The organism is uncultured Pseudacidovorax sp., assembly GCF_913773995.1.
GTDB lineage: Bacteria > Pseudomonadota > Gammaproteobacteria > Burkholderiales > Burkholderiaceae_C > Xenophilus.
The window spans coordinates 1-13,973 of sequence record NZ_CAJYES010000153.1; the positions used below are offsets into that span (position 1 = coordinate 1).

10 protein-coding genes are annotated in these 13,973 nt (G+C 70.9%); all 10 read right to left on the reverse strand.

The window, feature by feature from the left end; translation table 11 throughout:
* Positions 1 to 139: 139 nt before the first annotated feature.
* On the reverse strand, positions 140 to 1,534 hold the full coding sequence (locus QZ772_RS14160; RefSeq protein ID WP_295527374.1) for an MFS transporter: 1,395 nt from the start codon (positions 1,532 to 1,534) through the stop codon (positions 140 to 142).
* Positions 1,535 to 1,609: 75 nt separating this feature from the next.
* On the reverse strand, positions 1,610 to 3,520 hold the full coding sequence (locus tag QZ772_RS14165) for a sugar phosphate isomerase/epimerase and 4-hydroxyphenylpyruvate domain-containing protein (RefSeq protein ID WP_295527376.1): 1,911 nt from the start codon (positions 3,518 to 3,520) through the stop codon (positions 1,610 to 1,612).
* Between the two features lie 154 nt (positions 3,521 to 3,674).
* Positions 3,675 to 3,917, reverse strand: coding sequence for a formate dehydrogenase subunit delta (locus tag QZ772_RS14170; RefSeq protein ID WP_295527378.1), 243 nt, complete (start codon positions 3,915 to 3,917; stop codon positions 3,675 to 3,677).
* Complete coding sequence (fdhF, locus tag QZ772_RS14175; RefSeq protein WP_295527380.1) at positions 3,907 to 6,798, reverse strand: formate dehydrogenase subunit alpha; 2,892 nt, start codon at positions 6,796 to 6,798, stop codon at positions 3,907 to 3,909. Before fdhF ends, QZ772_RS14170 begins: the two co-directional genes overlap by 11 nt.
* Positions 6,799 to 6,842: 44 nt before the next feature.
* Positions 6,843 to 8,432, reverse strand: a complete 1,590-nt coding sequence (locus QZ772_RS14180; RefSeq protein WP_295527384.1) for an NADH-quinone oxidoreductase subunit NuoF — start codon at positions 8,430 to 8,432, stop codon at positions 6,843 to 6,845.
* Positions 8,429 to 9,028 (reverse strand): formate dehydrogenase subunit gamma, encoded by a 600-nt coding sequence (locus QZ772_RS14185; protein WP_295527386.1) that lies wholly within the window; start codon positions 9,026 to 9,028, stop codon positions 8,429 to 8,431. The genes QZ772_RS14180 and QZ772_RS14185 overlap by 4 nt, the downstream gene beginning before the upstream one ends.
* A gap of 1,251 nt (positions 9,029 to 10,279) precedes the next feature.
* Entirely contained in the window at positions 10,280 to 11,230 is a 951-nt protein-coding gene (locus QZ772_RS14190) for a LysR substrate-binding domain-containing protein (RefSeq protein WP_295527389.1), read from the reverse strand.
* Between the two features lie 126 nt (positions 11,231 to 11,356).
* Entirely contained in the window at positions 11,357 to 12,448 is a 1,092-nt protein-coding gene (gene apbC, locus QZ772_RS14195) for an iron-sulfur cluster carrier protein ApbC (RefSeq protein WP_076511462.1), read from the reverse strand.
* Between the two features lie 74 nt (positions 12,449 to 12,522).
* Positions 12,523 to 13,338 carry a cytochrome c oxidase assembly protein gene (locus QZ772_RS14200; protein WP_295527392.1) on the reverse strand — a complete coding sequence of 272 codons (816 nt, stop codon included), beginning with the start codon at positions 13,336 to 13,338 and terminating at the stop codon, positions 12,523 to 12,525.
* A 22-nt stretch (positions 13,339 to 13,360) separates the two neighbouring features.
* The gene (locus QZ772_RS14205; RefSeq protein ID WP_295527393.1) at positions 13,361 to 13,774 is read right to left on the reverse strand and encodes a hypothetical protein; all 414 of its coding nucleotides are present in this window, start codon (positions 13,772 to 13,774) and stop codon (positions 13,361 to 13,363) included.
* Between the last annotated feature and the right edge of the window lie 199 nt (positions 13,775 to 13,973).

Consider the following 13,973-nt stretch of genomic DNA (forward strand, 5'->3'; position numbering starts at 1 on the left):
CGCCCTGTCGGCACGCGTCGCACCAATGAAAAAGGCCGGGGCGCTGGCAGCACCACGGCCTCGGGATTGTGCCCAGCCTGCACGGCCGGCGGGGTGGAACCCTCCACCCGCCGCACGCCGTGCGGGGGCTTGCGGCCGATCAGGCGCGCGCCGCCTGGGCCAGCGCCTCGCCGCGCAGGCGCATGTATTCGCCTTCGGGCACCGGGGCCGCTTCGGGCTTGCCCAGGTCGTTCATCGCCAGGCGATACGTCTCGCGGGCCGTGTAGCAGGCCACGGCCGAGATCACGGTGATGCCGAAGGCCAGCGCGCCCACCGTCACCCAGATGTTGGTGGAGCCGGGGGGCGCCACGGCCGCGAAGACGGCCGGCAGCATGGCGGTGATGGCGGTGCCCACGTTCTGCGAGATGGCCATGGCCGACACGCGGGTGCGGGTGGGGAACAGCTCCGGATAGAAGCTGGGGAACACGGCGTTGTAGCCCTGGTAAACGATGCCCCACATCAGCAGCGACATGCAGATGGCCAGCGGCACGCTGCCGATGCTGATGGCATACAGGTAGCCGAAGGCCAGCAGGCCGGCCAGCACCGAGCCCACGATCATGGGCGGGCGGCGGCCGATCTTGTCGGACAGGTTGCCGACCAGCGGGATCACCAGCACGGCCAGGATGTTGCCCAGCACGGGGATCCACAGGTACACGTCCTTGTGGAAGCCGATGCCGTAGGCCGGCTGCACCGCATAGGCGGCGCCGAAGATGGTGGCCACGACCGGGATCACGTTCATCAGCGACATCAGCACGACGCGCAGCATGTCGGGCGCGTGGTTCTTGAAGGCCTCGGTCACGGGCGAGCGCGGCTTGGCGGCGCCTTCCTGGGTGAAGGCGGGTGTCTCATCGACCTCGCGGCGGATGATCCAGCCGATGATGATGACGATGAAGCTCAGGATGAAGGGCACGCGCCAGCCCCAGCTGTTGAACTGGTCGGTGGGCATGTAGTGCGCCAGCGGCAGGAAGACGGCGGCGGCCAGGATCTGGCCGGCCTGCACGCCCTGCAGCGTGAAGCTGGCGAAGAAGCCGCGGCGGCCGAAGGGCGCATGCTCCAGGATCATGGAGCTGGCCCCCGAGATCTCACCGGCGACGGCGAAGCCCTGCACCAGGCGGCACAGCACCAGCAGCGCGGGCGCCCACAGGCCGATCTGGTCGTAGGTGGGCAGCAGGCCCACGGCGATGGTCGAGAAGCCCATCAGGAACATGCACAGCACCAGCACCTGCTTGCGCCCGCGGGTGTCGCCCATGTGGCCCAGCACGAAGGCGCCGATGGGGCGCGCGACGTATCCCACGCCGTAGGTGGCCAGCGAGGCGATGATGGCGATGGCCGGGTCGCCCTTGGGGAAGAAGATCTGGGGAAAGATCAGCGAGGCGGCCGTGGCGTAGATGAAGAAGTCGTAGTACTCCAGCGCCGAGCCGATCCAGCCGCTGGCGGCGGCCTTCTTGGACTGGCGCCGGCCTTCGGGCTCGTGCGCGTGGGAAGAGGTGGACATGGTGCGAGGTCTCCGCGTTGGTGTGTGTGACGTGTGGTTGTGGAACGGGGATGAGGGTAGGCGGATGCGGCTGACTCAGGCCTGCGCCTGGGCCGCCATGCGCGCCGGGCTGTTGGCGGCGCCGTAGCCGTCATAGAAGCCGATGCGCTGCACCACCTCGAAGAACAGGCCTTCGTCCGCGGCGCGGGTGTAGATGTGCAGGAAGTCGCCGTCGGCCGAGCGGTCGAACAGCACGCCGGCGTCGCGCATGCGGGCCAGCAGCGCCGGCTCGATGTCGAAGCGCGTGGGCAGGTCGTCGTAGTAGTTGGGCGAGATGGGCAGGAAGGCCACGCCCTGGGCACGCAGTGTGGCGACCGATTCGAAGATGTCGTCGCTGGCGAAGGCGATGTGGTGCACCCCGCCATCGCCGCGGCGGCCCACCGTACGGGCCGTGAGCGTGCGGCGGCTGAGCGACGCGTTGAGCACCAGGCGCACGCTGCGGGCCCGATCGGCCGCGGCGCGACTGCGCACCAGGCCGAAGGGGTCGGCCAGCTCCAGGCTTTCGGCCAGCGAAAGGCCCAGCACGGCACGGGTGAACAGCGTCCAGGTGTCGTACTGCTCCAGGCTCAGGCCCAGGGCCACGTGGTCCACGCAACGCAGGCCGGCATCGGCGGGCGCATCGTCGTCCACCTCGGGCAGGAAGTCGGCGGCGAACAGGCCATCGGGGCCCAGGCGCTCGTCGACGAAATGCATCAGGTTGCCGCCGGGCGAGACGATGGCCGGCACCTCCACCTCGCCCGGACCCAGCGGGCTGCGGTGGCGCTGCGAGCGCAGGGCGATGGCCCGGTCCTGCGCGGCCTGGGGCTGCGGCGTGCGCAGGCCCAGGGCGCAGACCGAGGGGCCATGCAGCTCGAAGCGGCTGCGCGCGAAGGAGGCCGGCTCGGCATTGACGATCACCGCGATCTCGCCCTGTCGGTACAGCGTGGCGGCCTTGGAGCGGTGGCGACCGGCGCGACGGAAGCCCAGCTGGTGCAACTGCGTGTCCAGCTGCGGCGCGCTGGCCTCGTCGGCCGCGAATTCGATGAAGGCGAAGCCGGCGAAGTCGGGCGCGGCCGGCGGCTCGGCCAACTCGCGCACTTGGAGCACCTCCATCGCACGCGAATCGGGCCGCGCCGCGGCCGCGCGCGCGGCCAGGCGCGGACGCACCTGGCTCTCGAGGTACTGCAGCGAGCGCATGGCGTCCACCGCCGTGCGGCGGTTGGGCGTCTCGCGGAACATGTCGTTGAAGATCTCGAGCGACAGCGGGCCGCTGTAGCCCGCCAGCAGCACCTGCTCGTAGAAACCCACCACGTCGAAGTCGCCCTGACCCGGAAAGACACGGTGGTGCCGCGCCCACTGCAGCACGTCCATCGACAGCAGCGGCGCGTCGGCCATCTGCAGAAAGAAGATCTTGTCGCCCGGGATGTCGGCGATGCCGGCCGGGTCGTCGCGCAGCGAGAGCGTGTGGAAGCTGTCCAGGATCAGGCCCAGCGCCGGATGGTTGGCGCGGCGCACGATGTCCCAGGCCTGGCGGTACAGCGAGGTGTGGCGGCCCCAGGCGAGCGCCTCGAAGCCCACGCGCAGGCCCCGGCGCGCGGCGCGCTCGGCCAGCACATGCAACTGCTCGGCGGCGAGCTCGGGCTCGTCGACCGACAGCGGCGAGGTGTTGGAGCAGCACAGCATCAGCGGCGCGCCCATGGCCTGCATGAGGTCGAACTTGCGCTCCGCGCGGTCCAGGCTGCGGGCGAACACGCCGGGCGGCATGGCCTCGAAATCGCGGAAGGGCTGGAACAGGTCGATGGTCAGGCCCAGGTCCGCGGCCATGCGCCCCAGGGCGGCGGCCATGCCGGGAAAGTGCGTGAAGTCGGGCTCGAACAGCTCCACGCCGTCGAAGCCCGCCGCGGCCACGGCCTCCAGCTTCTGGCGCAGCGTGCCGCTGAGGGAGACGGTGGCGATGGAACGGCGCATGGCGGCAGAGCTTGGGACGAAGAGGTCGAGGGTCGGCCGAAAGTGGCCGAAACGGCCGCGACTTTAAGAAGACGCGGCCTGCGCCTACAACGTTGCCCGTGCCCAGCCGTTCGCTGAACGCACCTGCGCGTTCGATGATCGCACGCGTCCGGGGTTAACCCTGAACCCGGGCGACCGGTGCAAGCTGCGCGCGATGCACTTGCACCGCCTCGCGCACCAGGGGATGCAGGGCGGGCGCGCCCGCATCCAGCGCCGCCAGGAAGTCAGCCCGCATGCGCGGCGCCCAGAACTTCTTCAGGTGCTCGGCGATGCCCGCCAGCGCCTCGTCGCGGTCGGGCTGGGCGGCGAAGAAGTCGCCGATGCGGTTGGCCATGCGCACCAGGTTGTCAGCGTCCATCGGTGGCGGCCTCCAGGTGGGCGATCTGCTCGGCGTTGAAGCGCGCGTAGTCGCGCTGCCAGGCCGAGCGCTGCTGCGGCTGCGTGACCGGCGCCACCTGCACCGCCGTCACCTTGTATTCGGGGCAGTTGGTGGCCCAGTCGGAACTGTCGGTGGTGATGACGTTGGCGCCCGACTCCGGGAAGTGGAAGGTGGTGTAGACCACACCGGGCTGGATGCGCTCGGTGACGGTGGCGCGCAGCACGGTCTCGCCGGCGCGGCTGGTGATGCCCACCCAGTCGCCGTCGTGGATGTCGCGCTCTTCGGCATCGTGCGGATGGATCTCCAGCCGGTCCTCGCTGTGCCACTGGTTGTTGGGCGTGCGCCGCGTCTGCGCGCCGACGTTGTACTGCGACAGGATGCGCCCGGTGGTCAAGAGCAGCGGGAAGCGCGGCGTGACCTTCTCGTCCGTGGCCACGTACTGCGTGACGATGAAGCGGCCCTTGCCGCGCACGAACTTGTCGATGTGCATGATCGGCGTGCCGATCTCGGGCGTGCTGTCGTTGCATGGCCACTGCAGGCTGCCGTGCTGGTCGAGCTTGTCGTAGCTGACGCCCGCGAAGGAGGGCGTCAGCGCCGCGATCTCGGCCATGATCTCGCGCGGATGCATGTAGTGCATCGGGTAGCCCAGCGCGTTGGCCAGCAGCTGCGTCACCTCCCAGTCGGCGTAGGTCGCCAGCGGCGGCATGACCTTGCGCACGCGCGAGATGCGGCGCTCGGCGTTCGTGAAGGTGCCGTCCTTCTCCAGGAAGGAGGAGCCGGGCAGGAACACATGGGCGTACTTGGCCGTCTCGTTGAGGAAGATGTCCTGCACAACGATGCATTCCATGGCCGAGAGCGCCGCGGCCACATGCTGCGTGTTGGGGTCGGACTGCACGATGTCCTCGCCCTCGCAGTACAGGCCCTTGAAGCTGCCGCCCAGCGCGGCGTCGAACATGTTGGGAATGCGCAGACCAGGCTCGGGGCTGAGCTCCACACCCCAGGCGGCCTCGAACTGGCTGCGGGTGGTGGTGTCGCTGATGTGGCGGTAGCCCGGCAGCTCGTGCGGAAAGCTGCCCATGTCGCAGCTGCCCTGCACGTTGTTCTGACCGCGCAGCGGATTCACGCCCACGCCCTCGCGGCCGACCATGCCGCAGGCCATGGCCAGGTTGGCGATGCCCATCACCATGGTCGAGCCCTGCGCGTGCTCGGTCACGCCCAGGCCGTAGTAGATAGCACTGTTGACGGTCTCGCCGGTCTTCACGCCCTCGGCATTGCCGGTGGCGTAGAGCCGCGCGGCGCCGCGCACCACGGCCGCGGGCACGCCGGTGACGGCCTCCATGGCCTCGGGCGAGTTGTCCGGGCGCGCGACGAAATCTTTCCACGCCCGGAAGGACTTCTCGTCGCAGCGCTCGGCGATGTAGTCGTCGGCCAGCAGGCCCTCGGTGACGATCACATGCGCCAGCGCGCTGATCACCGCCACATTGGTGCCGGGCTTGAGCGCCAGATGGAAGTCCGCCTGCAGGTGCGGGCCGCGGACCATCTCGGTCTCGCGCGGGTCGATGACGATCAGGCGCGCGCCCTGGCGGATGCGCTTCTTCATGCGCGAGGCGAACACCGGATGGGCCGCCGCCGGGTTGGCGCCGATCACCAGAATGACGTCGCTCTTCTCGACCGACTTGAAGGTCTGCGTGCCGGCCGAGGTGCCGAAGGTCTGGCCCAGGCCGTAGCCGGTGGGCGAATGGCACACGCGCGCACAGGTGTCGACGTTGTTGTTGCCGAAGGCCGCGCGGATGAGTTTCTGCACCAGGTAGGTCTCTTCGTTGGTGCAGCGGCTGGAGGTGATGCCGCCGATGGAGTCCTGCCCGTGCTGGGCCTGGATGCGGCGGAACTCCGAGGCCGCATGGGCGATGGCCTCTTCCCAGCTCACCTCGCGCCAAGGATCGGTGATCCTGGCGCGGATCATGGGCGTCGTGATGCGATCCTGGTGCGTGGCGTAGCCCCAGGCGAAGCGGCCCTTGACGCAGCTGTGACCCTCGTTGGCCTTGCCATCCTTCCACGGCACCATGCGCACGACCTGCGTGCCCTTCATTTCTGCTTTGAAGGCACAACCGACGCCGCAGTAGGCACAGGTGGTGATCACGCTGTGCTCGGGCTGGCCGAGCTCGATGACCGACTTCTCCTGCAGCGTGGCGGTGGGGCAGGCCTCGACGCAGGCGCCGCAGCTCACGCATTCGCTCTCCATGAAGGGCTGGTCCTGCCCCGGCGAGACGCGCGAGTCGAAGCCGCGGCCGCTGATGGTGAGAGCGAAGGTGCCCTGCGTCTCCTCGCAAGCCCGCACGCAGCGGTTGCAGACGATGCACTTGGACGGGTCGTAGCTGAAATAGGGGTTGGACTCGTCCTTGGCCGCCTTCAGATGGTTGGCGCCGTCGAAGCCATAGCGCACGTTGCGCAGGCCCGTGACGCCCGCCATGTCCTGCAGCTCGCAGTTGCCGTTGGCCGAGCAGGTCAGGCAGTCCAGGGGATGGTCGGAGATGTAGAGCTCCATCACGCCCTTGCGCAGCTTCTGCAGCCTGGGGCTTTGGGTGCGCACCTTCATGCCCGCCTCGGCCGGCGTGGTGCACGAGGCCGGGAAGCCCTTGCGCCCCTCGATCTCGACCAGGCACAGCCGGCAGGAGCCGAAGGGCTCCAGGCTGTCGGTGGCGCACAGCTTGGGCACGCGCACACCGGCATCGACGGCGGCGCGCATCAGCGAGGTGCCCTGCGGCACGGTGACGGACTGGCCGTCGATCTCCAGCGTGACTTCCTGCGTGGACTCGCGCAGCGGCGTACCGTAGTCGGTGGTCTTGAGGTGGTCGAGCATCGGGGCTCCTTGCGGGTCTCGTTCGTTCTTCAGTGCAGGGCGCGTCAGGCGACGGCGCCAGCAGTGGCCTGCGCGGCGTCGGCCGGTTGCAGCCCGAAGTCTTCGGGGTAATGGTCGAGCGCGGACAGCACCGGGTACGGCGTCATGCCGCCCATGGCGCAGAGCGAACCGGCGAGCATGGTGTCGCACAGGTCGCGCAGCAACTCGACCTGCTCGGCCTTGGCGGTGCCCGCGCGCGCCGTGATGCGGTCGATCACCTCGACGCCGCGCGTCGAGCCAATGCGGCAGGGCGTGCACTTGCCGCAGGATTCGATCGCACAGAATTCCATGGCATAGCGCGCCAGGCGCGAAAGGTCGGCCGTGTCGTCATGCACCACGATGCCGCCGTGGCCCACCACCGCGCCCATGGCGGCATAGGCCTCGTAGTCGAGCGGCACGTCCCAGCTGGATTCGGGCACATAGGCGCCCAGCGGGCCGCCCACCTGCACCGCCTTCACCGGTCGGCCCGAGGCGGTGCCGCCGGCCCAGTCGATGAGCAGCTCGCGCAGCGTGACGCCGAAGGCCAGCTCCACCAGCCCGCCGCGACGCACATTGCCCGCGACCTGGATCGGCAGCGTGCCGTGCGAGCGGCCCACGCCGTAGTCGCGGTAGAAGGCCGCGCCGCGCGCCAGGATGATGGGCACCGAGGCGAAGGTGATGACGTTGTTGATCACCGTCGGCTGGCCGAACAGGCCCGACAGCGCCGGGATCGGCGGCTTGGCGCGCACGATGCCGCGCTTGCCTTCCAGGCTTTCGAGCAGGGCCGTCTCCTCGCCGCAGACATAGGCGCCCGCGGCCATGCGCACCTCGATGTCGAAGGCGCGGCCGCTGCCCAGCACGTCGGGCCCGAGGATGCCGGCGGTGCGGGCGATGTCCACCGCCTCGCGCAGCGTGCGCACGGCGAAGGGGTATTCGGAGCGCACGTAGATGTAGCCGCGCGTGGCGCCCGTGCTGATGCCGGCGATGGCCATGCCCTCGACCAGCACGAAGGGGTCGCCCTCCATGATCATGCGGTCGGAGAAGGTGCCGGAGTCGCCCTCGTCGGCATTGCAGACCACATACTTGTGGCCGGCCGCGGCCGAGGCCACCGTCTTCCACTTGATGCCGGCCGGAAAGGCCGCGCCGCCGCGTCCGCGCAGGCCCGAATCGGTCACCTGCTGCACCACCTCGGTGGCCGGCATGGCGAGCGCGCGGCGTAGGCCCAGCAGGCCGCCGTGGGCCTCGTAGTCGGCCAGCGACAGCGGGTCGGTGATTCCGACGCGGGCGAAGGTCAGGCGCTGCTGGCGCTTGAGCCAGGGCAGCTCGTCGACCGCGCCCAGCGAGAGCGCATGCGTGTTTGCGCCGCCGTGCAACCAGCCGGCGTCGAACAGGGCCGGCACGTCTTCGGGCGCCACGGGCCCGTAGCCCATGCGGCCCTGCGGCGTCTGCACCTCGACCAGGGTTTCGAGCCAGAGCATGCCGCGCGAGCCGTTGCGCACGATACGCACCGGCTGGCCGCGGGCAGCCGCCTCGCGTTCGATGGCGGCGGCCACCTCGTCGGCGCCGACGGCCAGGGCGGCGCTGTCGCCCGGCACGTAGACGGTGGTGGGGTTCATGCCGTCACCTCCGTCGCCATGCAGGCACCGATCACGCGGTCCAGCCGCTCGGGCGAGAGCCGCGCATGCGGCCGGCCATCGAGCATGGCGGCCGGCGACTGGGCGCACAGGCCCAGGCAGTAGACGGGCTGCAGCGTCAGCGAACCGTCGGGCCGCGTGCCGCCGGCCTCTGGCAGGCCCAGGCCCTCGCAGGCGTGCCGCCAGAGTGCGTCGGCACCCATGGACTGGCAGGCCTCGGCGCGGCACACCTCCAGCACATGGCGACCGGCGGGTTCGCTGCGGAAGTGGTGGTAGTAGCTGACGACGCCGTGCACCTCGGCGCGCGACAGGTTGAAGCCGAGCGCGATCTCGCCCACGACCTCGGGCGGCACGCAGCCCAGGGCGTCCTGCACGTCGTGCAGCGCGGGCAGCAGGCCGCCGCGCTGCAGGGCATGGCGCGCGACGATCTCGCGGACGGTGGCCAGGCGCGGATCGGCGGCTTCGGCGGGGGCGCGGCCCAACTGGCGCAGGCGGTCGCGCAGTTCGTCGGGGGTGGCGAGCACGCGTTCGCTGCGAACGCGTGCGGGGCCGCTGGGCGGTGTCGGGGTCTGGGCCATCGTGGGGCGGTCACCGGTCGCTTGGGTGCCGCGCCAAGGGCGGGTGGGCGGCAGCCGGGCGGTGACAGTGGAGTTGTCTCGGGCCGAGTGTCCGTGCGGGGGGTGCCGGTCGCAAATTGCTTCGCGACATGGGGTGATTCAAGGAATGAATGGGCCGGGGGTGTGAGGTGAATGGCGTCGGTGACTGGTGGTTGGTGCCGTCGTGGTCGGACGCGCGAGAGGCAGGTGCTAACCCGGCAGAGGACGCCGGACGCGCGAAGGCAGGGGTGCTAACCCGGCAGAGGACGCCGGCATGCGCGCTCCCGGTGCACGCTCGCGCTGACCGGCTTGTTGCACAGGGCGGGTGCTCGCTCTCCACCGACGCGCCTGCCGCACTGCACGGCGCCGCGAATGGCACCTCCGCACGCACACCGTCATCCTCCGCCTCGACGCTGCGCGCGAGCCCTCCCCTGTTCAGGTCGTGGGGTCTTGAGGCCCATCAGAGCCGTGGAATCGTTAAGTTCAGGGGGCCGCGGGATCTCGGGGTGCTAGCCCTTGTCCTGGCCCTGGTACCGGGTTCCTCACATTCTGGGACGAGGCGGGTCAGTCAACCCAAGACCGTTCGGGCTGAGCCTGTCGAAGCCTCGCCCCTGAAGCTTGCGCTGAGGCGGAACAGGATGGCCGAGCCGTTGCGCCGCGCGCCGCTCTGCCCTTCGACGAGCTCAGGGCGAACGGGGTGAGGCCCCGGGCGGCCGAACCGGCAGTGCAGCCGCACAGTCCAGGCGGAGGGTGCCGGTGTGCGTGCGGAGGTGCCATTCGCGGCGCCGTGCAGTGCGGCAGGCACGTCGGTGGAGAGCGAGCACCCGTCTGATGAGGCAAGCCGGTCAGCGCGAGCGTGCACCGGGAGCGCGCATGCCGGCGCCCTCTGCCGGGTTAGCGTCCCTGCGTCTCGCCCGCCCCGTCGCCCCGTCGCCCCGTCGCCCCGTCGCCCTGTCGACCCGTCGACCCTTCAATCCGTCGGCCCTTCAATCCGTCACCCGTTGACCAGCCAACCAGCGACCAGCGCAATGGGCAATGGAAAAACCGAAAGCCACAGAACGCAGGCAAGGCGACCAAGGAGCGCCACGTTCCACCCCCTCAGCGCCCGATGTTGAACAGCCAAAGAAAGAAGCGCCCCACCATCACCAGCAGCTCCCACAGCGCCCGCAGCGCGTCCAGCAATCCGGCTTCAGGCGGCACCACGGCGACTCCCTTCGACAGGACGCATGGCCATCACGCCGCCAGCGCTCCGCCATGCGCCCGCAGTTCGCCCAGCCACTCGGGCGACTGCAGCAGCACCAGCGCCGCCTCCAGCGCCCGCGAAGGCCGCACCGCCGCCGGCGCCATGAAGCCCAGCGGCGTACGCACCGTCGGCCCCACGAGCGGCTGCGCCACCAGGCCAGGCTGGCCGCGCACGGTGTCGACCATCGCGCCCGGCAGCACCGCGCACACATCGCCGGTCTGCACCGCCAGCACCAGCGTGAGCACCGAATTGGTCTCGACTGCCGGCGCCACCCCCGCCGCACCCGCCTCGGTGAAGGCGGCGTCGATGATGGCGCGGTTGTGCATCTCGGGCGTGAGCAGGCACAGCGGCAGCGCCGCCGCCTCGGCCCAGCCGATGGGCTCACCCATCTGCAGCACCGCGGGCGTCGGGCTTTCGGGGGATGTGCGCAACAGGAAGTAGTGCTCCTCGATCTGCGGCCAGGTCTGCAGCGCCTTGGCCGCCGGGCCCTGCCGGCCGGTGTAGCCCAGGGCCAGGTCGATGGCCAGGTGGTCCAGCCCGGTCTCCAGTTCCAGCGAGCTCATCGACAGCACCGTCGGCACGATGCCCGGATGCCGCACGCGCAGTCGCGCTGCAAAGCGGCTGAGCAGCGGGATGGCCGTGGGCACGGCCGCCATGCGCAGACGCCCGCGTGGCTGGCCGGCCTCGCTGCGCAACTGCTGCTGCAGGCGCTCGTGCTCGTGCAGCATGCGGTGGGCGCTGGCCAGCACCTGCTCGCCCTCGGGCGTCAGGCCCGCATAGGCCCGGCCCCGACGCACGATGGCCACACCGAATTCGGCCTCCAGCGCCCGCATGGCGTTGGACAGCGCCGGCTGCGTGATGTGGCAGGCCGCCGCGGCCCGGCCGAAATGCCGGTGCTCGGCCAGGGCGGCAAGGTAGCGCAGGGAGGCGAGGAGGTTCATGCGTCGTCGGGGCGGCAAGGCAGATGAGGCCGTCCCGATGATCGCCCGGCTTCCTTGCAAATGGATCGGCCGGCGATCAATTTGCAAGGACGGGGGGCGGCGCGAAGCCGGTCGCCCCGCAGACGATCAGGTGTTCTTGCTCACCGTGATCGTCGGGAACTTGGACGAGAAGTCCTTGGCCTTGCCCGCGATGCCCATCGCCACCTGGCGGGCGACGGCCTTGTACAGACCGGCGATCTCGCCGTCGGGATCGGCCACCACGGTGGGCTTGCCGCCGTCGGCCTGCTCGCGGATGGTCATCGCCAGCGGCAGCGCGCCAAGGTAGGCCATGTTGCGCTCGGCCGCCATCTTCTTGCCGCCCTCGTGGCCGAAGATGTGCTCCACATGGCCGCAGTTCGTGCACACGTGCACCGCCATGTTCTCCACGATGCCCAGGATGGGCACGCCCACCTTCTCGAACATGGTGATGCCCTTGCGGGCGTCGAGCAGGGCGATGTCCTGCGGCGTGGTCACGATCACCGCGCCGGTGATGGGCACGCGCTGGCTCAGGCTGAGCTGGATGTCGCCGGTGCCGGGGGGCATGTCGACCACGAGGTAGTCGATGTCCTTCCAGTTGGTCTGGCGCAGCAGCTGGTCCAGCGCCTGGGTGGCCATGGGGCCGCGCCAGATCATGGCCTGGTCGGGGTCGACCAGGAAGCCGATGGACATCAGCTGCACGCCGTGGCCTTCCAGCGGGTCCATGGTCTTGTCGTCGGGGCTGGTGGGCCGGCCGCTCACGCCCATCATCATGGGCTGGCTGGGGCCGTAGATGTCGGCGTCGAGCAGGCCGACGCGCGCGCCCTCGGCCGCCAGCGCCAGGGCCAGGTTGGCCGCGGTGGTGCTCTTGCCCACGCCGCCCTTGCCCGAGGCCACGGCCACGATGTTCTTCACGCCCGGCAGCAACTGCACGCCGCGCTGCACGGCATGGGCGGTGATCTCGGTCAGCACGTTGACCGACACGTTCTCGACGCCGGGCACGGTGCGGGCCGCAGCGACCAGCGCCTTGCGCAGCGCCGGATGCTGGCTTCGGGCCGGATAGCCCAGCACCAGGTCGAAGGCGACGTCGCCGCCGTCGATCTGCAGGTTGCGCACGGCCTTGGCCGCCACGAAGGACTGGCCGGTGTTCGGGTCCTGGACGCTCTTGAGCGCGTCGAGCAGGCCCTCGGGGGTCACGGTCATTGGATTTGGCTCCTCAATTGGGCGGCGAGTCTACGGGGCGGGGCCGGCCGCTGCCGCGGAAGGGGCAAGCCGCGTCAGCCGGCCGGCGCGGCGGGCCCCGCCGAGGCAAAGGCCTCCGGCTCGGCCCTGCGGCGCCGGCGCCGGTCGCCCTGCGCCGCCCAGTGCACGGCCAGGCCCAGCGCCAGGGCCATGTAGCCCAGGCCGCCCGGCACCCACATCACCAGGCCGGCGATCTGCTGGTCCGTCAGCGGATCCAGGCCCCAGGCCCGCGCGCCGGGCGCCTGCAGGGCGTAGAGCGGCTCGCCGGCGAAGGTGAGCAGCGCGCCCAGCAGCCCGGTGTGCGCCAGCGTGGCCAGCACGGCCAGCAGCACGGCGCCACGACGGTCGGCCGGCGCATGCACGGCGCGGTGGAAGAAGGCGAAAGACGCGACCGCCAGCGCCGCCGTCGCAACCCAGTGCACCGCGGCGCCGGTCAGCGTGGCGGCATAGACGACCGGCAGATGCCACAGCCACAGCAGCCCGCCGTGCAGGCACGCGGTCAACGGCAATGCGATGCGCGAACCGCGACGAGGGGGCGCCCAACCGACGGCCAGCAGCGCACAGCCCGCCACCAGCACCATCAGCTGCACCATGTGTGCGCCGGCCAGGGTGGCGGCGAGTCGGCACAGGGGCGAGACCAGCGCCAGTGCCAGTAGAGCCAGCCCCGCGAGCCGCCAGCCGCGGGCGGGGCCCTCCGGCAGGCCCGACTTCACCGACGGCCGGCAGGCATGGAAGGCCAGCGCCAGGAGCGGCAGCAGCATGGCAGGCGCCAGGCTCCAGGCGGACCACCAGCCCTGCGGCAGCGCGGGCATGGCGCCGAGGGTGCACAGGCGGATCAGGTCGAGCGACATGGCGGGGACTCCTCGGGGTTGGTCAGAGACACGGCGGCAGCCGCAGGAGTGGCAAGGCCACGAAGACGGTGGATGCGGCCGCCAGACCATGCAGCAGCGCCGCCATGAAGGCGATGAAGCGCCGCCGCTCCCGGCGCTGGGCGAAGGCGCTCTCGGGAACCTCGCCGAGGGGCGGATCGTCGGCATCGGCCTGGCCCACCGCGTCTGCCGGACGCGCCGGGTGACGCGGGCCGGCCGGGTCCAGTCCACGCAGGGTGCGGGCATGGCGCAGGCAGCGGCGCGCGGCCAGCAGCAGCAGGACGAGGGTGGCCAGCGTGCCGCCAATCAGGGCGCCGTTGACCCCGTTCCCGGGCCCGGCCGCATCGGCCGCCCAACCCGCCGCGCAAGCCACCGACACGCCGCCGTACACGCCCACGAACCAGAGCGACCACAACATGAAGCCCAGCGCCAGCTGCCAGGGGCTGTCGGGCGACAGCCAGCGCCACGTCCGCGTTGCCCCCGTAGGGCCGCCCTCCTCCTCGCTTCCCCCGCGGGAGAAGGGCCAGGGAAGCGGGGGCGACGACGCTCGTGCAGCGCGACTGTCCGCAGGCGGCCGGGCCTTCGCCGCATGCCCGTCCCGCACCGGCGCATCGTTT